Source organism: Neptunomonas japonica JAMM 1380, from assembly GCF_016592555.1.
GTDB lineage: Bacteria > Pseudomonadota > Gammaproteobacteria > Pseudomonadales > Balneatricaceae > Neptunomonas > Neptunomonas japonica_A.
In genome coordinates this window covers 2,012,705-2,035,554 of record NZ_AP014546.1, presented here as the reverse complement: position 1 = coordinate 2,035,554, position 22,850 = coordinate 2,012,705, and the positions used below count along the sequence as shown (strand labels likewise).

23 protein-coding genes are annotated in these 22,850 nt (G+C 43.0%); 4 read left to right on the top strand and 19 right to left on the bottom strand.

Annotated features, from left to right (window positions below; genetic code table 11):
- Positions 1-6: 6 nt before the first annotated feature.
- The gene (locus NEJAP_RS09535) at positions 7-618 is read right to left on the bottom strand and encodes a tRNA-(ms[2]io[6]A)-hydroxylase (RefSeq protein ID WP_201350386.1); all 612 of its coding nucleotides are present in this window, start codon (positions 616-618) and stop codon (positions 7-9) included.
- A gap of 120 nt (positions 619-738) precedes the next feature.
- Between NEJAP_RS09535 and NEJAP_RS09530 the strand changes: the two genes are divergently transcribed.
- Complete coding sequence (locus NEJAP_RS09530; protein ID WP_201350385.1) at positions 739-1,764, top strand: sensor domain-containing diguanylate cyclase; 1,026 nt, start codon at positions 739-741, stop codon at positions 1,762-1,764.
- A gap of 8 nt (positions 1,765-1,772) precedes the next feature.
- On the opposite strand, the gene NEJAP_RS09525 is transcribed toward NEJAP_RS09530, so the two are convergent.
- Genes NEJAP_RS09525 through NEJAP_RS09495 form a run of 7 tightly spaced genes read right to left on the bottom strand, consistent with a single transcriptional unit; the run spans position 1,773 to position 6,176 of the window.
- Positions 1,773-2,522: a phosphate/phosphite/phosphonate ABC transporter substrate-binding protein gene (locus NEJAP_RS09525; RefSeq protein ID WP_201350384.1), complete on the bottom strand. Its 750-nt coding sequence runs from the start codon at positions 2,520-2,522 to the stop codon at positions 1,773-1,775.
- A complete protein-coding gene (locus tag NEJAP_RS09520) occupies positions 2,522-2,965 on the bottom strand; it encodes a PAS domain-containing protein (protein ID WP_201350383.1) in 444 nt (147 codons plus the stop codon). Before NEJAP_RS09520 ends, NEJAP_RS09525 begins: the two co-directional genes overlap by 1 nt.
- 19 nt (positions 2,966-2,984) lie before the next feature.
- Positions 2,985-3,347 carry a roadblock/LC7 domain-containing protein gene (locus tag NEJAP_RS09515; RefSeq protein WP_028470767.1) on the bottom strand — a complete coding sequence of 121 codons (363 nt, stop codon included), beginning with the start codon at positions 3,345-3,347 and terminating at the stop codon, positions 2,985-2,987.
- 47 nt (positions 3,348-3,394) lie between these two features.
- Complete coding sequence (locus NEJAP_RS09510) at positions 3,395-4,027, bottom strand: hypothetical protein (RefSeq protein WP_201350382.1); 633 nt, start codon at positions 4,025-4,027, stop codon at positions 3,395-3,397.
- Between the two features lie 35 nt (positions 4,028-4,062).
- Complete coding sequence (locus NEJAP_RS09505) at positions 4,063-4,929, bottom strand: hypothetical protein (RefSeq protein WP_201350381.1); 867 nt, start codon at positions 4,927-4,929, stop codon at positions 4,063-4,065.
- A gap of 5 nt (positions 4,930-4,934) precedes the next feature.
- The gene (locus NEJAP_RS09500) at positions 4,935-5,543 is read right to left on the bottom strand and encodes a hypothetical protein (protein WP_201350380.1); all 609 of its coding nucleotides are present in this window, start codon (positions 5,541-5,543) and stop codon (positions 4,935-4,937) included.
- Complete coding sequence (locus tag NEJAP_RS09495) at positions 5,544-6,176, bottom strand: hypothetical protein (protein WP_201350379.1); 633 nt, start codon at positions 6,174-6,176, stop codon at positions 5,544-5,546.
- 171 nt (positions 6,177-6,347) lie between these two features.
- On the opposite strand from NEJAP_RS09495, the gene acnB reads away from it, so the two are divergent.
- Positions 6,348-8,948 (top strand): bifunctional aconitate hydratase 2/2-methylisocitrate dehydratase, encoded by a 2,601-nt coding sequence (gene acnB, locus NEJAP_RS09490; RefSeq protein WP_201350378.1) that lies wholly within the window; start codon positions 6,348-6,350, stop codon positions 8,946-8,948.
- A gap of 401 nt (positions 8,949-9,349) precedes the next feature.
- Complete coding sequence (locus NEJAP_RS09485) at positions 9,350-9,775, top strand: immunity protein Imm33 domain-containing protein (RefSeq protein WP_201350377.1); 426 nt, start codon at positions 9,350-9,352, stop codon at positions 9,773-9,775.
- A gap of 83 nt (positions 9,776-9,858) precedes the next feature.
- On the opposite strand, the gene NEJAP_RS09480 is transcribed toward NEJAP_RS09485, so the two are convergent.
- Complete coding sequence (locus NEJAP_RS09480; RefSeq protein ID WP_201350376.1) at positions 9,859-10,332, bottom strand: NYN domain-containing protein; 474 nt, start codon at positions 10,330-10,332, stop codon at positions 9,859-9,861.
- A gap of 620 nt (positions 10,333-10,952) precedes the next feature.
- Here NEJAP_RS09480 and NEJAP_RS09475 point away from each other — a divergent pair.
- The gene (locus NEJAP_RS09475) at positions 10,953-13,679 is read left to right on the top strand and encodes a glycosyltransferase (RefSeq protein WP_201350375.1); all 2,727 of its coding nucleotides are present in this window, start codon (positions 10,953-10,955) and stop codon (positions 13,677-13,679) included.
- Here NEJAP_RS09475 and NEJAP_RS09470 read toward each other — a convergent pair.
- The 10 genes from NEJAP_RS09470 to NEJAP_RS09425 are packed head-to-tail and all read right to left on the bottom strand — an operon-like array spanning position 13,644 to position 22,790.
- On the bottom strand, positions 13,644-14,396 hold the full coding sequence (locus NEJAP_RS09470) for an adenosylcobinamide-GDP ribazoletransferase (protein WP_201350374.1): 753 nt from the start codon (positions 14,394-14,396) through the stop codon (positions 13,644-13,646). The genes NEJAP_RS09475 and NEJAP_RS09470 overlap by 36 nt on opposite strands.
- The gene (locus tag NEJAP_RS09465; RefSeq protein WP_201350373.1) at positions 14,393-14,983 is read right to left on the bottom strand and encodes a histidine phosphatase family protein; all 591 of its coding nucleotides are present in this window, start codon (positions 14,981-14,983) and stop codon (positions 14,393-14,395) included. The genes NEJAP_RS09470 and NEJAP_RS09465 overlap by 4 nt, the downstream gene beginning before the upstream one ends.
- A 1-nt stretch (position 14,984) precedes the next feature.
- Positions 14,985-16,109 (bottom strand): nicotinate-nucleotide--dimethylbenzimidazole phosphoribosyltransferase, encoded by a 1,125-nt coding sequence (cobT, locus tag NEJAP_RS09460; RefSeq protein ID WP_201350372.1) that lies wholly within the window; start codon positions 16,107-16,109, stop codon positions 14,985-14,987.
- A gap of 27 nt (positions 16,110-16,136) precedes the next feature.
- Positions 16,137-16,670 (bottom strand): bifunctional adenosylcobinamide kinase/adenosylcobinamide-phosphate guanylyltransferase, encoded by a 534-nt coding sequence (gene cobU, locus NEJAP_RS09455; protein WP_201350371.1) that lies wholly within the window; start codon positions 16,668-16,670, stop codon positions 16,137-16,139.
- Positions 16,667-18,151, bottom strand: coding sequence for a cobyric acid synthase (locus NEJAP_RS09450; protein WP_201350556.1), 1,485 nt, complete (start codon positions 18,149-18,151; stop codon positions 16,667-16,669). Before NEJAP_RS09450 ends, cobU begins: the two co-directional genes overlap by 4 nt.
- A gap of 5 nt (positions 18,152-18,156) precedes the next feature.
- Positions 18,157-19,179: a threonine-phosphate decarboxylase CobD gene (gene cobD / locus NEJAP_RS09445; RefSeq protein ID WP_201350370.1), complete on the bottom strand. Its 1,023-nt coding sequence runs from the start codon at positions 19,177-19,179 to the stop codon at positions 18,157-18,159.
- The gene (locus NEJAP_RS09440) at positions 19,176-20,216 is read right to left on the bottom strand and encodes a CobD/CbiB family cobalamin biosynthesis protein (protein WP_201350369.1); all 1,041 of its coding nucleotides are present in this window, start codon (positions 20,214-20,216) and stop codon (positions 19,176-19,178) included. Before NEJAP_RS09440 ends, cobD begins: the two co-directional genes overlap by 4 nt.
- Complete coding sequence (locus tag NEJAP_RS09435; RefSeq protein WP_236591125.1) at positions 20,213-21,577, bottom strand: cobyrinate a,c-diamide synthase; 1,365 nt, start codon at positions 21,575-21,577, stop codon at positions 20,213-20,215. The genes NEJAP_RS09440 and NEJAP_RS09435 overlap by 4 nt, the downstream gene beginning before the upstream one ends.
- The gene (cobO, locus tag NEJAP_RS09430) at positions 21,574-22,215 is read right to left on the bottom strand and encodes a cob(I)yrinic acid a,c-diamide adenosyltransferase (protein WP_201350368.1); all 642 of its coding nucleotides are present in this window, start codon (positions 22,213-22,215) and stop codon (positions 21,574-21,576) included. Before cobO ends, NEJAP_RS09435 begins: the two co-directional genes overlap by 4 nt.
- Positions 22,212-22,790 (bottom strand): hypothetical protein, encoded by a 579-nt coding sequence (locus tag NEJAP_RS09425; protein ID WP_201350367.1) that lies wholly within the window; start codon positions 22,788-22,790, stop codon positions 22,212-22,214. The genes cobO and NEJAP_RS09425 overlap by 4 nt, the downstream gene beginning before the upstream one ends.
- Positions 22,791-22,850: the final 60 nt, after the last annotated feature.

Sequence of the window (22,850 nt, the reverse complement as noted above, 5' to 3'; positions counted from 1 at the left end):
TTTTACTTACGATATAGCGGGTGGCATTCCGCTATGAAAACGGAAAAGATCATCTTCAGACTCTATCAGCAAACGCTCAGCCTTTCGAAAAACTTCGATCCTTTCCTCGATAGGCTCGCCAGCATATTCACGTGCTAACCATAAATAATCCTGATAATGACGTCCTTCTGACTTTAATAAGGAACGATAAAACTTCGCTAGTACATCATCCAAGTAGGGAGCAATTTTCGCAAAACGCTCGCACGAGCGTGCTTCAATAAAAGCCCCAACAATGAGAGTGTCAATTAGTCGTGCGGGCTCATGGTTACGAATATTTTTGCGCATTCCTCCGGCATACCCAGACGAATCCATATGGCAGTACTCAATTCCACGGGCTTGTAGCAACTCCAGCACTTGCTCAAAGTGTATTAACTCTTCTCGTGCTAAGCGAGACATCTTATGTAATAAATCAGGTCTATCGACATAACGAAACATTAGAGTCATCGCTGTAGACGCTGCTTTTTTCTCACAATGAGCATGGTCAATCAAAAGTATATCTTGATTTTGTATAGCGTAATCTATCCAGCACTGCGGTGTTTCACAAGCGAGAAATTCGTGTATTTCATTAAGCGCGTCCATGGGTACCTACCTTATTATTTAGGCCGTTAGTATACACTTTCATTAAAAACTTGTTACTCCTGTGGATGTTCACCTACAATTATTACTAGATGAACCGAAAATTAACAGGAAGGCATATTTGTGGTAGCCGAAAGCTCTTTTACTGATATGAACCCTTTGGGTCAGCATGAAGGCTTACTGGAAACTGTATTCAACAGAATCGCACTTCCAACCTTTGTGCTAGACCAAAACCATACCATCGTCTTTTGGAATCAAGCTCTAGAGCGTCTCACCGCAAAAAAACAAAGTGAAATGATTGGTACGCAAAATCAGTGGATTGCATTCTATGCATCTAAAAGGCCCACGCTTGCCGATCTCATAATCGAAGGCGGTAAAGACGACGCCGTTTCGCACTTTTATGAAAACAAATATAAGAAATCTGCTTTAGTTGACGATGCTTTTGAAGCAGAGGATTTCTTCCCCGACATTGGCGAACATGGTGAATGGTTATCTTTTACGGCGGCAAGCATTCGAGATAGTAAAGGTAATGTTATCGGCGCTATAGAAACCCTCTCCAATATAAGTAATGAGAAGCTGAGCCAGCTAGCACTACAAGAAAGTGAAGAGCGCTATAAAAAGCTAAGCATCACTGACAATCTTACGGGTCTCTATAATCGAAGATTCTTTACTGAAAGTTTAACGCTGGAACTTGAGCGCAGCCGACGATACGCCCAACACTTCTCTCTATGTCTTATCGATTTAGATGACTTTAAAGAGATGAATGATAGTTACGGGCATTTATTCGGAGATAAAATCCTCTCAATTTTCAGCCATATTCTTAAACAAAATTTGCGACACTCTGATACCGCTTATCGTTATGGAGGGGAGGAGTTTGCAATCATTTTTCCTGGTAGCTCGCTGGAAGGCGCAGCACTGGTTGCTGAACGAATTCGCACAAGGCTGGCAGAGCATCCGTTCAGCTTTGAAAATAAAAGCAAAGAAATCCGCGTAACGGCGAGCTTTGGGATTAGCTTAACGACAGTAAATGATAAGAATATAGAAGCAATAATAAGACGTTCTGATAAAGCACTTTATGTTGCAAAAAATAGCGGCAAAAATAAAATTGAAATATCCAAAGAAACACAACTCATTCCTAATTTAACCTAATTAGGATCTTACTCTATCAATGTATCAATCAAATCGATCATAAACTCTGTATCTTCTTGTTCCATTTTCAACCAGCCTGTCATCTGCATGCTTTCTAGCACAGCCTTGCCTTTAGCGTCATCCTGCATATTCAAAAGATTACCAAGCAATTGCGGGATTAGGTGCTGAACATTAGGTCCCGCCAGAAGCGTGTGATGAATAACGTCGATCTGACTTTCCACTAGTACTCGCATTTGGCCTCGAATGAGGTCTGAAAGATCATGGAACGCATCTTTTAAGAAAAAGCCAATATCGGCTTCCCCTTTTAAGAGTTGTTTAGCAACAATGACATAACTATGTACAGGTGTGACAATGACATTAGAACGATCAAGATCAGCGGGCTCCAGCATAATCATACCCATCATATGCACATCAGGATCATGCGTGGTAGCGACTTTCGCACCTTCTTTAAGGTCATCAATATTCAAATAAGCAGAACCATTAAGCACTGCTATGACAGCTTCGTCTGATGTGTTCGCTGGCCGTGCTACTGCTTTGAAGCCTTTTTCTCTTACCAACATCGCTGCATCGTAAGGGTTTGCATAAATAAGGTCTATTTTGTCTAACTGAATATCGCGACGCTGCAGCTCAAACTCGTCATACAACTCCAAATGAAAAGGCGTCGCTAATGATTTTTGTAACCAGGTGTTAAAAATAAACCATCCAGACAAATGCTCAGGAGAAAAATCAGGGCTTACAGATAACGTATAGGTTTGCATCAGCTAGGCATGTCCATTTTCATTTGTGCATATAGTGCGGTACAAGCATCAACTTTACTTCGTGATGGCTTTCTTCTGACAGAGGTGTAGCCCATCAGTTCGCCATTACGAATATTCGGAATAACTGTAGCTTTTACCCAATAAAAAGCACCATCTTTGCGAAGATTTTTAACGTAACCGTGCCACTTTTTTCCTGACTGAATGGTTACCCATAAATCTTTGAATGCTGCTGCTGGCATATCTGGGTGCCTAAGAATGTTGTGATTTATTCCAATGAGCTCATCTAAAGAGTAACCAGACATTTCAATAAACGCCTGATTTGCATGAGTAATAACACCCGCCGTATCTGTTCTGGAAACGATCAGTTTCCCATCTGGATAAGGGACTTCTTGATCGATAATGGTTATCTCTCTTGAAGAGCCATCATGGTACGTAATAAACATGAATAGAATAATTCCCCAATTAAAGCAGTTTACCTATTGCTTCGGCTGCACGCTTTACATCGAGAAAGATTAAACCTAAACGTGCATTTGGTTTAGCAACAACAGTCAATACAGAATCGCTATTGGCATGCGTCATTAAAATATAACCATCGACACCTTTTACCAATACCTGCTCTAGTTCTCCACGAGCCAGCTCTTGCGCTGTTCTTTCTCCTAAAGAAAGCATAGCTGCGCTCATTGCACCGACTCTATCTTCATCCATACTGGCTGGAAGTAAAGCTTCTATCATCAACCCATCCGTTGAGATGACTGCCGAGGCTTCTATCTCAGCAGACGTTCCATTCAGGTCGCTAAGAATTGACCTCATCATTTCAGAACGCATAACAACTTATCTCCATAATTTTATTTTTAGCCTGTTTCGTATCAAGCTTATTGATCCAGATAGCGACTCGCTAGTGCACTGATTAACTCAACAAACTGATGCTGATTTAGATTAGGCTGGTCATGAATCACAATAGCAAATGATTGGGAGCCAATATGGATTATCCATACTCCCAGCATACTGTTACCAACAGGGTCTAACAATCCCCAAGATTCACCCATCAATTGTAACTCTTTATTCAAGAGCAAATGATGTCGCTGATGTAAAGAGATCAGATCGGCAGCGAGTGCTGCCAAAGCATCGGCATGATCTCTGTCAAACCCTGATGAACCTAAACAAAAACCCTGATCATCACCAAGCACCACTTTTTCGGTTGCTGAAAGTGTTAATAAAATATCTGAAAGTGTAGATTCAAGACTACCCTGGCGTGGTGCTATAGGTTCTTTCACTAAAGCAAGAAACCGTCGAGCAAGCAAACGCTTAAATAAAGCATCAGCGAGCTCTCTATCCAAATCAGCCAACTCCGCAAAAATATCCAGAGAGTGCTCAATCGGTATTTCACTGCTCATTAACTGTAACAATAAAGCACGGGCATCATCTGGTTGAGAGTTTACCGTAGCATAATAGGCGCCACTGGGCGTCACTTGTAAGTACCGTTTTTTAGCGCCTTCTGTCGTCACATTACCCTCTCATCACGTAAGTAAAAACATCAATACTAATATTCAAATTGCATCGCTGTCGTAGCAGCAGCCATCAACCCAAATACATACCGTTGAGGAACATTAAGCTCACTAATCACCTCAAATGCACTCATTAAACGAGTTTGCCATAACTCGATAATGGCATGCACTTCAGGAATAGCGATGTCTTTCATGCAATCAGGCGCATGCAGTAACCGGCGAGCTTTAGTCGGATCATCACCTGGCAAAACACGCCCTTGAGCAGTCCACAGCCCTGCCAGCCATAACAGCTCTTCGGCAGTCATAATGTATTCGGAAAAGCCTAACCCATCTTGAAGATCATCTTCTACTACCTCGCCAAATTTAATCGACAACTCACCCAGCCCAAAGCGACTAGTCATAACCGTATAAAGCACTTCATCTGAAAGGTTAGTAACAAAGCAATCCGTCCAAGGAAGGTATTCTAAGCGCAAATGTAAACCATCGATTGAAAATGACACATTCTGAGTTCTACCCTGCTCTACAGTTTTGCTAATCCAAGGCAAGAGCATGCCATCAGGATTAATCTGTAAGCGGCGTCTATCTGCTTCATCAGTCCAATCAAGCTCAGGTAAGTTACCAAAGGCGGTGCTCATAATTAAGTCTTTAGGTGAGACATCTTTCCTATCAACTTGCTTTTTTTCAGCTGCCTTTCGCTTCGTCTCGATAATCGGAGTCAAAGCTGCTGCACGGGTTGCTGTATTTGTTGCAGCTATTGAGTGAGACACACCTAAGCTAGCAATTACATCCGCTTTTGGTCTGCGTGTTGTTTGATTGTGCTTAAGCAGCTTTGCGGTGACTTCAGATCTCACACTAGACACAGTCGCATCAGAAGGTTGTGATTGCGCAACATTTTTCTTCAAACTGGTTAGCGCCTGTTCGTGAGCATCCGGAGCAGGAGGTGCTTCTTTATTAGCCGTCTCTTTATGTTGAATGTGTTTCTTTTTACCACGCGAAGAGTTGTCACATTTGATTTTGGCTCTGCTGGCTCTGCTGGCTCTGCTGGCTCTGCTGGCTCTGCTGGCTCTGCTGGCTCTGCTGGCTCTGCTGGCTCTGCTGGCTCTGCTGGCTCTGCTATCAATGATGATGTTACTGATGAATTAGTTTCAATAATAATTGGCGTTATTTCACGTTTATTCTTATCTATAACGTCATTAAAGAGCTGCGTAATTGAGCTTTCTAAATCTTTAACACTAAAAGGTTTACATAACGTAACGCTGTTATTCCATTGAAGCTCTTTAATAGAGATAACGATTGCGGGCAAACCTATTTTATTTTCAAGATGATCTTGTAACAAATCTTTGGGTTGGGGCTGATCAGCATTATAGATGACCCAATCTGCGCGCAAGAGGGAGTCCACAAGTTTGAATTTTTTGCCGCTACGTTGTGATTGAAAAAAATACTCTAAAGTATGTAGCGTGCTTCCTTCAAAGCCCGCAAGTAATACATTCAGGTAACTTCCATTGTTAGCAGCCATTTATGACTTATCCCTCTTTTGGTGTGTTGCCGGCAAACTACACCCATTAATCAAGACAGATCCTGAAACATCCAGTTTAAGTATTCCATTTGCAGTTTTATCTTCTGCAATTGTTTTTAAGGTTCCACAAAGCGAAACGCCAAGAATAACCTCGGCTTCTTTAATAAGCCGAAGCAGTAAAGGGTTACCTCGGTAGCGTAAAATAATAAGTAGATCTATTAATGCTCCTAACACCTTCTTTTCTGATTTACACAGCATCGCCAGATAAAAGCGTTTCACGTGCACCATTAATTCCATAGGCTGGGACGCAACGGCCCGAGTTGCATACTCTAAATTCAATTTTGCTAAAGAGCCTTTATAAATCAAGCTTTTTTGATCCATAGACTCAAAAGCGGCCTGAATATTTTCAGCCAAGTCGCTATCAAGCTCTGCGTTAATATCCCAATCAGATAGTGCCATCCAAATGGGAGAACTAACCTTTTTATTTTCCTGAACTAGCATAATTGAATAATTCTTAATATTAACCGTCAGATTGTTAACCGTATGAGCTACATAACAGCATAGTATAATAATGCATGTTTCAACTGAGAAATGCCTATTTTTCTTAAAATTCAAAATAGTAGAACGGATCATGCAGTAACTTAGGCACAAAGTCTAACGCTCTGAATTGTCTACAAACTTAACTTTAAGCCGCCTATAAGTTAGAATCCTCACGCAGATTAATAACGAGACTAAACTTTACGCAGCATCGATCTCCGGTGTGATGAGTAAAGAACGGTGGGAATAATAGATGAGGGCTAAATCGTGCTAGAAGCTTATCGTAAACACGTAGAAGAACGCGCCGCTGAAGGCGTACCAGCAAAACCATTAGACGCTGACCAAACAGCTGCGCTGGTTGAACTACTGAAAAACCCACCTGCAGGTGAAGAAGAGTTTTTGTTAAACCTGTTAACAGACCGTGTTCCAGCCGGTGTTGACCAAGCCGCTTATGTAAAAGCTGGCTTCCTTGCTGCTGTCACTAAAGGTGAAGCAAGCTCACCTCTAGTTGATAAAGTTCAAGCAACTCAATTACTGGGTACTATGTTAGGTGGTTATAACATTCAACCGCTGATTGATTGCCTAGATGACGACGCACTAGCACCTACTGCTGCTACTGCATTATCACGTACATTACTTGTATTTGATGCATTTCATGATGTCCAAGAAAAAGCAGAAGCAGGCAATGCTCACGCTCAACAAGTTCTTGAGTCATGGGCCAATGCTGAGTGGTTTACGTCTAAACCAGAATTGGCAGAGAAAATCACAGTTACTGTTTTCAAAGTAACGGGTGAAACTAACACCGATGACTTGTCCCCTGCTCCAGATGCATTTACACGTCCTGATATCCCAGTACATGCTAATGCAATGCTGAAAATGTCACGTGATGGCATTAACCCAGATGTAGACGGTTCTGTAGGTCCTCTTAAGCAGATCGAAGAGATCAAAGCTAAAGGTCACCCTGTTGCATATGTTGGTGATGTTGTAGGTACAGGTTCTTCACGTAAGTCTGCTACTAACTCCGTTTTATGGTTCTTCGGTGATGATATCCCGAACGTTCCTAATAAGCGTGCTGGCGGCTACTGCTTCGGTGGTAAAATTGCTCCTATCTTCTTTAACACAATGGAAGATGCTGGTGCTTTACCGATCGAAATGGATGTTGAAAAAATGAATATGGGTGACGTTATTGACGTTTATCCATATGAGGGTGTTGCTAAGAACGCTGATACTGGCGAAGAACTTTGCACTTTCGGCCTAAAAACTCAGGTACTTCTTGATGAAGTGCGTGCTGGCGGTCGTATTCCTCTGATCATTGGTCGTGGTCTTACTGATAAAGCGCGTACAGCGTTAGGACTAGCGCCTACTGAACTGTTCCGCAAACCTGATCAGCCTGCTGATAGCGGTAAGAGCTACACTCATGCACAGAAAATGGTAGGTAAGGCATGCGGCGTAGCCGGTGTTCTTCCTGGTACATACTGTGAGCCAAAAATGACGACTGTAGGTTCTCAGGATACTACGGGGCCGATGACTCGTGATGAGCTAAAAGATTTGGCTTGCCTAGGCTTCTCTGCTGACCTAACAATGCAGTCTTTCTGTCATACAGCGGCTTACCCTAAACCAGTTGATGTTCAGACCCACCATACATTACCTGATTTCATCATGAACCGTGGTGGTGTTTCACTACGCCCTGGTGACGGTGTAATCCATTCTTGGCTAAACCGTATGTTGCTTCCTGATACCGTTGGTACAGGTGGTGATTCTCATACGCGTTTCCCAATCGGAATTTCTTTCCCAGCGGGTTCTGGTCTAGTTGCTTTTGCTGCAGCTACAGGCGTAATGCCACTAGATATGCCTGAGTCGGTATTGGTTCGTTTTAAAGGTGACAAGCTTCAACCAGGTATCACTCTGCGTGACCTCGTTAACGCTATTCCTTTGTACGCAATTAAAGCGGGCTTATTGACTGTTGCTAAAGCAGGTAAGAAGAACATCTTCTCTGGTCGTATCCTTGAAATTGAAGGTTTACCAGACCTTAAAGTTGAGCAGGCTTTCGAACTGTCTGACTCGGCCGCTGAACGTTCTGCTGCTGCTTGCTCTATCAAACTAGATGAAGCACCAATTCGCGAATACCTAAACTCTAACATTACAATGTTGAAGTGGATGATTTCTGAAGGCTACGGTGATGTACGTACAATCGAACGTCGTATCGCTGGCATGCAAGAGTGGCTAGCTAACCCAGAATTGATGACGGCTGATGCTGATGCTGAATACGCTGCAGTAATCGAAATTGACCTAGCTGATGTTAAAGAGCCTATCTTGGCTTGCCCTAACGACCCTGATGATGTGAAAGTATTGTCTGAAGTTGCTGGCACAAAAATTGATGAAGTATTCATCGGTTCTTGTATGACAAACATTGGTCACTTCCGTGCTGCTGGCAAGCTTCTAGATGCTGCGGGTACATCATTACCAACACGCATGTGGATCGCCCCTCCAACGAAAATGGATGCCGCACAGCTAACTGAAGAAGGTTACTACAACATCTTCGGTAAAGCCGGTGCACGTATGGAAATGCCAGGTTGTTCATTATGCATGGGTAACCAAGCACGCGTAGCAGACAAATCAACCGTTGTTTCTACGTCTACTCGTAACTTCCCTAACCGCTTGGGTACAGGTGCTGATGTTTACCTGTCTTCTGCTGAATTGGCCGCTGTTGCAGCCCTTACCGGCAAAATCCCTACGGTTGCAGAGTATATGGAATATACAGCTAAGCTAGACCCAATGGCTGAAGATGTATACCGTTACTTGAACTTTGACCAGATCGAAAACTACACAGCTAAAGCAGCAACTGTTATTCCTACAGTTCAAGCGTAATTATTGCTGACATTAAAAAGCCCGTCTTATGACGGGCTTTTTTGTTTTGTTATCTGTCGTAAAAGCAAGTTCATTTAGCTATCAGGAACTTTACTAGTCAGCTGAGCCCAACGCTTAGATTTTACAAGCCAACCCCATCGTTGAAGAAATAATCGAACTCATTACTAATCAGCTTTTGATAAACTCTATAAAACTGCTTCACAAGAATCAACAATATAAAAAATTACCATGAAAGCTCTCCCTCTTCTTAACTTAGTAGATATCTAACTTCTGATAATAGTGATACTTGTTTAAATACCGTATCCAGTTTTCATTTGATATAAACAGTATGAGTGTTTTAGTCCTCAAGTTCTTCGATTTACTATACAATATTGTTCGTTTAAATTTCGTTGGATTTTGCTATGAAAACACCCACAGTAGACACCCCTATTTCTGAAGACGCTGAAACTAACCAAACAAAGAATGGATTTTTAGCGCTAGTATCTAAATTAACTTTTGATGAAAACTTACCGATTCGTTTCATGTATAAAACAGTACCAGAGCATCTTAACGATACTGGATGGCGCCTATATACTGGGTATGAAACACAAGAGTACGCAGCTAATGAATTGGCTAACATGCTACCAGTGCCTTTGCAGAAGCTGTCGTCTATGGATCCATCTTTAGCTGATTTATTTACCTATAATGCTGGGACTGTTTGGGAGCGCCCACCTGAGAGCACAGGTTGGCAGCGTGTACACGACTTTAAGATTCCATCTGCCAACGTGGACGTTGATATTACAAACGATCCTGATCGTTTCAATACCCCTAATGAATCAGATAAATAAGTGATAGTAGTCAATAAATAATATTCAGTACGAATAGAAAAATTAGCCGGCACTGAAGGTCTGGCTAATTTCTTATAGTCCAATCAGATTAAAAAATCATCTCTAATCGGATGAAAAATAGATGCGGCTTCAATGAGAGAGTTAGCCGTTAACGATGGAACACCATAGACCTCTGCTGTCACGTTAAAATCTGATCGCACTTTCTCTAACAACAGATCAAAGTCTCCATCTCCAGAAAGTAAAATTACTATATCAACCTCTTTAGCAACATCCATTACATCAATGGCAATGCCAACATCCCAATCGCCTTTAGCTGACCCATCACTTCGCTGAATAAAGGGTTTAAGCTTTACCGTAAACCCCATGTGTTTGAGCGCACTCTGAAATTTATACTGCTTGTCATCACCACGATGAATCGCATAAGCCGTCGCTGATACTATGTCACCTTGTTCACTGATACGTTGCCATAATTTACGGTAATTAAACTGGCGATTATACGCTTGCCGTGTGGTGTAATAGATGTTTTGTACATCGACAAAAATTGCAATTTTTTTCAAAGCGCCTGCCTAAAAGTCACACGCACGTGTGCTTATATCGTTTATATGGGATAACAGGGTAACCGATTAAGAGCATTACTTTCTATGAATAACTTTATTATATGAAACTCAAAAGTCACAGAAAGTATATAGAGGAGGAACACGGTATAAGTAGCACCATGACGGGCTACCATCGTAGATACTGAGGAGTAAATAGATTATTAAGCGAATAGCACTATACTCAACGTTCTTTATTCCCCAGTAGTCAGTCTATATAAAACTACTTTTCATCCTTCTTGTCTTCACTAGCCTTTTTACGCTTCTCTGCATCAGCTTGCTCTTGCTGCTTAATTTCTTCTGCACTCTGACCACCGCAAGAACCACAACATGTACTCATCATTGTTACCTAATTATTTATGTAAGATAACCCACATAATAACCAACTAAACAACTCGGATAATTGACATAAATCAGTTTCTGTCACATTTCTTAAAACAACGCCTTTTATACTTCCCTCATATTCCTTACTTCACTACCTAAGGACTTGGATTATCTAGATATAACATCTAGTTATTGATAAGCCATTATTAAAAGACGCCAGAATTGAACAACACAATGAATTTCTACACGAGAACGTCACTATGATTATCGAATCAGATTTTCACTCTCGCCTGCATTCGGATTATGACGCTTTTCTAAATGAGCAGAAGCTGCGCTTTCCCAGCAATGAAACACTTAAAATTGATATTCACTGTCATGATAAGAACAGTGATGTTCCTGATGAGCTATGGGGACGATTATTACGCTTACCAGAAACATGGCTTAAAACAAAAGATCTCGTTAAAACTCTTGAGCGAAACGGCACAGACCTCATCACGGTAACTAACCACAATAATGCACGCTCTTGCTGGCAGCTCCTTGATATGGGATATGATGTCTTAGTGGGTGCAGAGTTTACTTGTCACTTTCCTGATTCCCAGCTCAGCATTCACGTACTGACCTATGGATTTACGCCAAGCCAAGAACGAGATCTCAATAATCTACGACATAATATTTTAGACTTTACTCGTTACACTTTAGAGAACGATATCCCTACCGTATTACCCCATCCATTGTTTTTCTATACGCATAAACAACGCCCTGACATCTCCATACTTGAAAAATTTGCAGTGATGTTTCAACGCTTTGAAGTTCTTAACGGCCAACGTGGTTATTGGCAAAACCAGCTGACACGGCATTGGGTTGAGAGCCTTACTCCGGATAAAATCAATGCTTATGCGCATAAACACAACCTAAATCCATATGATTTTTGCACCGACCCTTATAATAAGTCATTCACTGGCGGCTCCGATGATCACAATGGGATTTTTGCGGGGCGTACAGGAACATTGGCACATATTCCTGACTTAGAAAATAGACTAAAAAATACGAGGCGATCCGAACTAGTACTTGAAGCAATACGCGATGGAAATACTGCACCTTATGGCGAGGTGGGCAAAGAAGAAAAGTTAACTGTAACTTTCCTCGACTACTTTTCACAAGTTGCCATTCACATGGAAGACCCTGGATTGTTGCGTCTCTTGCTTCATAAAGGATCATTACAAGATAAAATGCTATGCCTTGGTGTAAGCAATGCCATGCAAGAGCTCAAACGTCACAAGTACACTCTCACCTTTCTTAAGACATTTCATGAAGCTCTTTCTGGAACTAAACCTGCACTATTAACTAGCATTGGCGTTAGCAAAGAGTTTCGTCCGACCCTTAAAGTAGTAAAAGAAATTGCTCGAACCCAACGTAAAGATCCAGATAACTTTCTTAACATTATTCGCACAGCTATTCCTGAAATTTATAACCTAGTCACAAGCATATTTTTCTCACGTTTAAACCAGCACTTAACTTTAGCTAAAAAAGACAATCAAGCGGGGTTTAATAATTTCGAACTAAACACGGATGAGCTGATTCGTAAGTTTGAAATCCCCACTCAGTTACGGGCATTGTTTGCAGGTGATAAAACACCCGAACTAACTGCAAACAGCGACCACATGACATCGCTAAACCTAACAAAGATGCTTGACCAACTAACCTTCCCTGCCCTTGCATCACTCGTAATTGCAGGAGCATCTTTTGCTGCAAGCCAAGTCATTTACAGTAATAGGCCCTTCCTTAATGAATTGGCTGATCACCTAGATAAAGGACAGCACCCACAAAAGATACTGTGGTTAACGGACACTTTTAGCGACCACAATGGCGTATCTTCGGCTTTGCAAAGTACATTATCAGAGATCCAAAAATACAACTATCCAATAGACATTCTGACCTGTCATCCCACGCTTAAATCTGAAGAACACCTTGTAGTTGTAGAACCGGTACATCAATTTAAAATTTCAAGTTTAGGCGAGCAAGAGTTTAATGTCCCCGACATGATCAAGATTCAACGTATTTTTGAGCAAGGCAGTTATGACAGAATTATTTGTTCAACCGAAATGCTGATGGGCGCTATCGCACTCTATCTAAAAAAAGCATTCTCTGTACCCGCATTCTTTTTTATGCATACCGACTGGATGGAGTTCGTCCAACAAACTATGAATCTAAATGGCCACGAGAAGGATAGAATACGCCGTTTACTTCGTGCTTTTTATTTACAGTTTGAAGGTATCTACACACTAAACAATGATCACCGGGACTGGTTAACCAGCCCTGAAATGGGGATTGATACAGAAAAGGTATTCCTTACTCAGCATTGGGTTGCAGACAATTACCGCAAACAACCAAGCCAGTGCGATAAAGAAAACCGCTGCAGTAATAATACTCCACATAATAGCCAACCGAACCCGATTTTTTTGTATGTAGGCCGCTTGAGTGATGAGAAAGGAGTGTTTGATTTGCCCAGCATATATTCGGCGGTAAAGTCGAAGATCCCACATGCCGAATTATGGGTTGCGGGTACAGGTCCAGCGGCAAAGCAGTTACAGATCGTCCTACCTGAAGCAACTTTTTTAGGTTGGGTTGATAAGGCCGATTTACCAGCATTGTACCAGCGAGCAGATTTACTGTTACTACCATCACGTTTTGATACTTTTGGTTGTGTTGTATTAGAAGCGCTGAGTTGCGCGCTACCTGTTACTGCATACAACTGCAAAGGCCCAAAAGATATTATCGAAGATAAGGTAAGTGGCTACCTTGTAGACAGTGCCCATGAAATGGCTGAAGCGATGATTGAATACTGTCGGGATCTAGACAAGCAGATAAAAATGCAAGACGCCGCACTGTTGCGAAGCCAGCAATTGAAACCAGAAGCAATTATGGCTGAACTGCTCAAAAACGCCCAAATATCAGACTTCCAAGATGATGCTTGCCGCAGTCAGTAAAGTTACTTCTAGCAACTCAATGAGGGCGCCGGCTGTATCACCCGTTGTGCCTTTTAAGCGCGCTAGCATCATTTTTCGCGTGAGCCAAAACACAATAACGACCGCCAACAAACATACCAAACTAAGCCATGCTAACAGTGCCGCGCCTAAGAACCCCAATACATAGATACCTTGCCTTGGCATTGCCGCGACCATGGAAGTGGCTATCCCTTGCACTCTTACATAAGGCGTACAGGCTAGCAAGATGATAGCTCCCAGCCGGGCAAATATTGGAGCAAGTAATATAGGTAGCAGAGTGGTAGTTTCGAGTAATGTTATAAGCGCCGACCACTTCAATACAAGTAATAGTATTAATGCTAAAACGCCTATCGCCCCAGAACAAGGATCCTTCATAATACGTAACGTGCGCTCTGGATCGCCTAAACCACCCATCCAACCGTCTGCACTGTCAGCTAACCCATCTAGATGTAAGCCACCCGTCAGTACAACCCAAGTAATTAGCACTAGTGATGCCTGCAAATACAACGATTGCACGTTAAGCAACCAGCTAAACACATACAAGATACCACCAATCACTGCACCCACGAGTGGGTAATAGAGCAATGATAACGCCTGTACTTGCGAATCAGGATAGGAACGTAATCTAATAGGAAACTGTGTCAAAAACTGCATAGCAACGCATAGTGCTTGCCAGTGCTCAGAGAAAAAAATCTTCATGAACGCTGCCACACAAGCTGGTGTAGCTCGCCGTGCTTGGCCTCAACACTAAACATCCTAGATGCTGATTTTCCCTCATTCAAACACGTCAGTGCTTTGATCACGCCACCATGAGTAATTAAAAGTACCTTGTTATGTTCACTGGTTATCTTGGCATTCAAAAAAAACTGTAAGCGTTCAAAAAACTCAGTTATTAGCTCCCCTTGAGGCGGAGGATACTGATCAGGATCACGCCAAAAATCAGCGAGTTCCTCAGCCCAATGCAACATGATATCTATTGCGGTCATACCGTCCCATAGACCAAAATCATATTCTTGAATTAATGGATCGATGCTTAGTAATTCAGTACCTGATTCTTGTAATCCAACCCAATGCTCGGCAAACGCCTGGCAACGCGCTAATGGAGAAGTAATGATGGCATCATAATCATCCACATTAATGTTTTGCACAGTGGTATGCATTTGTTGCCACCCATGATCCGTTAGCTCTGCATCGGTGCGCCCAAGATAGCATTGGCCTTTTACTGTCTCTCCATGTCGTAATGCGTCGATAATTAACGGTTGCTTACTATTACAGTACTGCTTCATTTTAGTGTGCTACTTCGTTTATTGTTACTGTCGAAGAAGACACCGCTGCTTCTTCAAATGTAGACATTTCATGGTGCAAAGAACAAGCAAGCCTAATAAGCGGAACAGTAATAGCAGCACCGCTACCTTCGCCTAAGCGCAATTCAAGATTTAGTAACGGCGCCTGAGTCGCAAAGCCCTCTAGCAATAAAGCATAGGCAGGTTCAGCTGAATAGTGAGAAAAAATGAGCCAATCAGACACCTCAGAATTAATACGACACGCGACCAAGGCCGCGACTGTGCAAATGAAACCATCAACAACAGCAGGCACGCCTTCTTGCGCACAAGTAAGATAAGCTCCTGTAAGCGCCGCAATTTCAAAACCACCTAATAATTGCAATGCTGCTATCGGATCTATTGAACTGTTAGCAAGAGCCTTTTCATGTGTTTGTAGTGCCTGAGCGATAATCGCTGCCTTATGAGAAACACCTTTAGCATCTAATCCAGTACCTGGTCCTGCTAGCTTTTCAGGTGCGGTATTAAGTAGCACCGCGGCGATAGCAGTCGCCGCTGTAGTATTGGCAATACCCATTTCTCCAGCAATAAATAGATCAAGTTTATGACCTTGCTCTCGCTGTTTCTCTGATGATGTTAATACGGCGTGACGTCCAGTATTTATCGCTTGTGCAAGCTGCTCTGCAGTCATAGCTGGATGGTGCAAAAAACTAGCAGTTTGCGGAGCAATCGCACAATTGACAACATTAGCCAAGCCGTCAGTGGGTGACACCGTGCCTAGGTTGTACACTGTCATAGGCGCATTTAAAAAGCGCGCCGCTACACAAATAGCGGCACCTCCATTAGAAAAGTTCTTAACCATTTCAGCAGTGACTGACTGAGGAAAGACAGACACCCCCTCTTCTGCAATACCGTGATCTGCCGCAAATATAGCAATAGAAACATGATCAGCCGTAGGAAATAACACGCCTTGCATAGCCGCTAAACGAATAGCCACATTCTCCAATTTACCTAAAGATCCAGCAGGCTTAGTGAGCTGTTTTTGATGCTCTACAGCGGCATACATCGTCATAGTATCTAGTGGTTTTATAGATGAGCTTAGCCAATCGATGGATGAAGAATCACTATTCATATAGGGTCTGCCTCTAGATTAAATGCTCTATGATTTGTGTTGATGGTGACTAGATATATGTTTAATAACGACAGGGATGCCCGCAACCATTAAAACGACTTGGTCGGCCAGTGCTGCAATTTCCTGATGTAGCCAACCAGCCTCGTCACAATAACGACGCGTCAACTCGCCCATAGGAACAACGCCCATCCCTGTTTCGTTACTTACTAAAATGACATCACCTTTTACGTTACTTAAAGCATCAACTAACTGCTGTTTATAATCGGCCATGTTTTTATTCTCACATAGCAAGTTTGTAACCCATAGCGTCAAACAATCTATTAATAAACAATTAGTTGGAGAGCTTTTATCATTAATAACATTACCGATCTCTATGGGCTCTTCAAATGTATCCCACTGACTCGGACGCTGATGTTTATGCTGCTGTATACGCTCTTGCATCTCATCATCATAGGCTTGTGCTGTTGCTATATAGATCACCTCTGCACCGCTATTACCTGCTAGGTTTTCTGCATAGCTACTTTTTCCTGAGCGTGCACCGCCAATAATAAAATGAATCACTGATCACTCTCCCGAACAAAAGAGGCTTGTAATAAATGATGAATAGCCTCCATATCAAGATGCTCTTCAATAGAGTCAGCTAACCGATCAAGATCAAGGTCTTTACGTTTGTTATAGTCAAAAGAGGCAATCGTTTTAAGGCCTGCCCATTGCAACACCTGATTCACTACCGCTGAGGATTCAAATAGACCATGCAGGTAAGTTCCAACAATACGACCATCACTAGAAATAGCGCCTTCTGGCGTATCATCTAAGAAACGTATCAGTGGCGTAGATAGTGCTTCGCCGGTTGAAATACCACAGTGAATCTCATAACCCGTAACGGCAACCGCCTCTTGAGCACCAAGACAAAAAGAACCGGTTTGATTAGATAAGTGCTTTTCAGGCTTAAGGCATGTATCCATTGCAAGCAAAGCTAAGCCTTGTGAGCAACCCGCCTCACTTTCGATAGCATGAGGGTCATCGATAGTATGACCCAGCATTTGAAAACCTCCGCATACTCCTAATACTTTACCGCCATAGCGAAGGTGTTTACTTATTTGTGTATCCCAGTCTTGTTTTCGCAACCACTCCAAATCACTTCGCACTGATTTTGAGCCGGGTAAAATGATCAGATCAGCTGCTGGTATTGGCTGGTCAGGCCCAACGTAAGTAAGCTTAACTGAAGGGTGTAAACGCAAAGGGTCGAAGTCAGTATGGTTACTGATATGAGGTAGCACGGGAACAACTACATGTAATGCTTGCTCTGCATATTCGGGCTGCTGCAGTTCAACAGCATCTTCTGCTTCAAGGTGGAATCCATGTAAATAAGGAAGGACACCCAGCACAGGCTTGCCCGTGTATTCTTCTAGCCAATCAAGCCCAGACTGCAATAGTGCAATATCACCTCGAAAGCGGTTAATGACAAAACCTTTTACCCGGGCTTGTTCCGATTCTGATAATAGCGCCAAGGTGCCGACAAGATGCGCGAATACACCGCCCTTGTCGATATCAGCAATAATAATGACTGGGCAATCCTCACGTTCAGCAAAGCCCATATTAGCGATATCATTCTCACGCAAGTTAATTTCAGCAGGAGAACCAGCACCTTCCACGATGACATAGTCGTATACAGCACGTAGGCGCTGATGCGATAACTCAACAGCATTCCAAGCCACTTGCTTATAGTCATGGTAAACCGTTGCCTCCATGTTACTCAGAGGTTTGCCATGAATAATCACCTGTGCGCCGGTATCGCTGTTAGGCTTTAACAAAACAGGATTCATATCAATGTGCGGCGCTAAACCACAAGCATATGCCTGCACAGCCTGAGCACGGCCAATCTCTCCGCCATCAGCCGTTACTGCACTATTTAGCGCCATGTTCTGAGGTTTAAAAGGCACTACCGATAAGCCCTTTCGCCACAGCACACGACATAGCCCTGCCACCAATGTACTTTTACCGGCATCAGAGGTTGTCCCCTGTACCATCAATGTGCCCATGCTTTTCATGTCTTTAACTCACTTAGCGCCTTTTCAAGCAGTCGCCATGCCATAGCATCTTTAGGGAGACCTAAACGAAATGCCTGTAAATGTTCAAAATTACGAATAAGAATGCCGCGCTCCGCGAAGTACTGATAAACACTAAAACCAGTTTTCCTGTGAACAATAGGCAGCTGTACTGTACAAAAGAGAGGTGTTGATACAAATTCAAAGTCATACTTAGCTAACATCGCACAGAGTTGTTGGCTGTCTTGTACTAAACGCTGTCGCATCAATAACTGCCAATTATCATCTTGCAACGAAACGGCTCCCGCCCAACGAGCCACACTAGATACAGACCAAGTTGTTAGCTGCTGTGCTAACCGAGATAACAAAGCAGGCTCAGCCCAAACAAACCCCAATCGAATACCGGCTAAGCCAAAAAATTTACCAACTGAGCGCAATACAACCAACCCAGATGCGGGGTCTTGAGTAATCATTGATAACTTATCACTGTTAGGCATCGCATCAATGAATGCTTCATCGATAACCAACCAACCGTTTATTTGCTGAAGTATGTCTAACCAGTGTTTTAGCTGAGCTTGCGATAATAACTCTGCAGTTGGATTATTCGGTCGAATGACAACCACTACATCCAAGTTAGCAATCTGAGCATCCAGCTCTTCAATACTAAGCTCTTGAACATCATGCCCTTGGCGTTTCCATTGGTAAGCATATTCAGCATACGCAGGTGACAAGATTCCCACACGTGAGTGAGACCTCAACTTTGGCAGAGCCTCAATCGCAACCTGGCTGCCAGCGACAGCAAGCAGGTGTGCTGATCTATAATAGGTAGCTGCTATGCTCAAAAGATTATCATCTGCATCGGGCAATTTTTGCCACACCTCTTGAGGGACTGTTGGTAGCGGATAGCTGTGTGGGTTAATACCAGTAGAAAGATCAATCCAGCTCTCAATAGGAATACCGAACTGCTGGGCAGCATGGTGTAAACGTCCGCCATGAAATGGCTTACTAGTAATTGCACTCATAAATTGCCCCCAATATTAATGAAGACAAACCATAAAAACTCGGCACTACCAATCAAACAAATCCACAGTATTAAGCTATGTGAAACTAATCGCATAGCACGTTGGATATCTATTGCTTTGGGAACTGCCCCAGTACCCAGCAATGGTTTATCATGCCAAACACCGTGGTAACGTGTAGGACCGCCCAGCAATACTCCTAAGCCACCGGCCCCAGCTGCAATGACTGGTCCGCCATTAGGACTAGCATGCGCGGCGGCCTGGTTACTCCAGCACATCAGCGCATTCTTAGTGTTAGATAAAAGCGCATAACTCAACGCCGTACAGCGTGCAGGTATATAATTAAGCAGATCATCTATCTTTGCAGCAGCATAGCCAAAATGGCAATACTGTTCCGTACGATAGCCCCACATTGCATCCAAGGTGTTCACTAAGCGATAAAATATAGCACCTGAACCACCGGCAATTACAAACCAAAAAATGGCACCAAAAACTGCATCGCTGCCATTTTCCAGAACTGATTCAATTGCAGACACTTCAATATTAAGTGCTTCAGGGTCACGGCTCACTATCATTGCTGTGTGGTGGCGGGCACTGGCATCGTCTTGACGAAATAGAGCGTCTGCAATGGGTTGAATGTGATCCCATAAACTACGATGCCCTATTGAAAGATATAAAAGGAGCACGTTTAACAGAGTGTATATGCCGAATGCCCCCCTCTCACTAGATAAGCAAAAATACAAAATAAGCGGAAGAGGCAAACACACAAGAGCAACAGCTAACGCGCCTAATAATCTAAGCTTTATTGCAGATGATCTCGCTACCGGTGCATCTACTAACAGCTCAGTTGAAGGCTCTTCTAAAAGCTCATTTGAGTTTACTGCAAACGAGCGAAGCTTTTGTGAGTTAACTTTTTGTAAGTTAAGTACGCTTTCCACTTTTTGCGCGACCCAACCAAAACCCACGAGCAGATGCCAGCGTTTAGGCTCCCCTACCAACCAATCGATTAACACACTGAGTAAGATGGAGGTGCTGATCATTCAGGCTTAAAAAGAGCAATACAAGCATCCACTGCTGACGGGAAATAGTGATGAATGTAACTAGCGTATAGATTTCCTTTTCTATACACGGCTTCAGAAGTACGAGCGTAATTAGGACACAAGCCTTGGTAATCTGCTATTTCGTCTGTTTCAAAAGATGAATGGTGGTAAGTATGCCCGCGCAGTGTACCTTCTGGCAGTGCAACGCTTTGCATAGCCAGAGCGGTTAAGCGTGGCTGCATTGTTACCTTTCCTTTAAGAAGACCCAGCATGGGTTCAACATTGCCGTTAAGGTCAGTGAGAGACTGTGCAAGATAGATCATGCCACCACACTCAGCAATAAGAGGTTTATTTGCAGCTACATGTGCTTTAATGGCTTGTTTCATTGCATCATTAGCAGCAAGTTTTTGTGTAAATAACTCGGGGTAGCCCCCGGGTAGGTAAACACTATCTACATCGGGTAAAGCCTGATCCTCCAATGGTGAAAAGAACACCACTTGTGCACCCAACTGCCTTAACAATGTGATATTTGCTGGGTAGATAAACGAAAATGCTTCATCTTTTGCGATACCAATACGAACACCAGCCAAAGCAGGACTTAACTGCCTTGGCAAATCATCACTATTTTTAGTGGTGTCTGTCGGCAGTGGGTTTGCTTCAAAGCATATCGCAGGTGGCAACTCACTTGCCCCTGTTGTTGAGATCATTTGTGCCGCTGTATTTAGGCGCTTATCAAGATCACTAATTTCATTACTTTGCAGTAAGCCTAAGTGTCTACTCGGAAGTTCAACATCTTTCGAGCGCTTAATGCCACCATACCAGCGAATAGACTCAGGTAAGCTGTCACGCAGAATCTCTGCGTGACGATCGCTACCAAGACGGTTCGCTAACACACCGGAAAACGGCATATCATCTTGAAATGTCGCTAAGCCGTGAGCAATAGCGGCAAAGGTTTGCGCCATTGCCGAACCATCGATAACAGCCAATACAGGCACACCAAACAAGCGAGCTAAGTCTGCTCCTGAAGGCTTACCATCAAACAAGCCCATGACGCCTTCAATTAATATTAAATCGGCACGCTTTGCTGCATCATGCAATAAAGCACGGCTTCGGTTCTCACCTACCATCCATAAATCGAGTGCATTAACGGGTTCACCTGAGGCAATTTCTAAAATCATAGGGTCAAGAAAATCAGGCCCCGTTTTAAAAACCACGACTTTACGCCCAGCGTTACGATGCAATCGCGCTAATGCCGCCGTGACTGTGGTTTTTCCTTGGCCAGATGCCGGTGCACAAATAAATAGCGCTGGACATAAAATAGCATTGTTAGAAGATGACGACTGAAGCAATTGATCGCTCACAGCTCAACCCCTTTTTGCGCCTTAATGCCCGCCTGATAAGCATGCTTTACAACCTGCATCTCAGTTACGGTATCAGCAATATCTATTAACGCTTGCGGCGCACCACGGCCAGTAATAACCACATGTTGATTCACAGGGCGACTCTCAACTGCCTTAATGACCTGTTGTAAATCAACATATTTATATTTAAGCGCAATGTTTAGTTCATCCAAGACAACTAAGGTAATATTTTCATCATTGAGAAGTTTCTCAGATTGCTTCCATGCTTTAGTTGCGGCTGCAATATCACGCTCTTTATCTTGTGTTTCCCACGTGAATCCTTCACCCATCACGTAATACTGCACTTCAGGGAAGCGCCTAAAAAACGCTTCTTCGCCGGTACTGAAAGCACCTTTAATAAATTGCACAACGCCAACCTGCATATCGTGGCCCAACGCACGTGCAACCATGCCAAAGGCCGAACTGCTCTTGCCTTTACCATTACCGGTATGAACAAGGCATACGCCGCGATCTTGATCAGCACGCGCAATAGACTGATCTATTATCTCTTTTTTACGTTTCATACGAGCGAGGTAACGTTCTTCTCGCTGCTGTTCTTCCGTTAACTCAGATGAATCAGACAAGTGTTTATCACTCATAAAGTTTCAGCTCCAGAGTGACGAGTTCGGTTAAACCAACCCAGAAACAAGTAAGTAGCAATTGCACAACCGACATAGAAAAATACGGCTTCAAACTGCGAAGGCGAGTACTTAACCAAACGATTTAGCATTTCAGCCATAGTTGGGTCTGTATAGCGACCAGAGTAAAAATAGAAGCTGCCACTGGAGATAATCTGACAAACAGCGGTTCCGAGTATTAAGCTACTAAACATCGTTAACAAACTACCCCATGTTTCTTGGTGGCGTTTGGCATACCAGCGCCCTGCCCACCACATAGAAGCATAAGCAGGAACCAACATGATATAAGTGGGTGTTACGCAAAATGAACTAACGCCACCAAAAGTGATTGCTGCAAAATCAAGAAGAAAAGCCTCCAAAATCAGCAACGGAAAAGACCATAACGGCTTAAGGAAGATACCTGCCAGAAAAAAAACAGCCCAAGAGGCACTCGGCAAATGATCGATGGATGCGAAATGATGGCCACGTGTCACTGCCATCAGCAAAATCAAAAATGCACCGATCATCAATTGTGATCGTGGTTGAATATTCATCATGACAGATATCTCTTAAGTAAGTTGAACTAATGCTGTTAAGTTAATGTAATTAAATACATT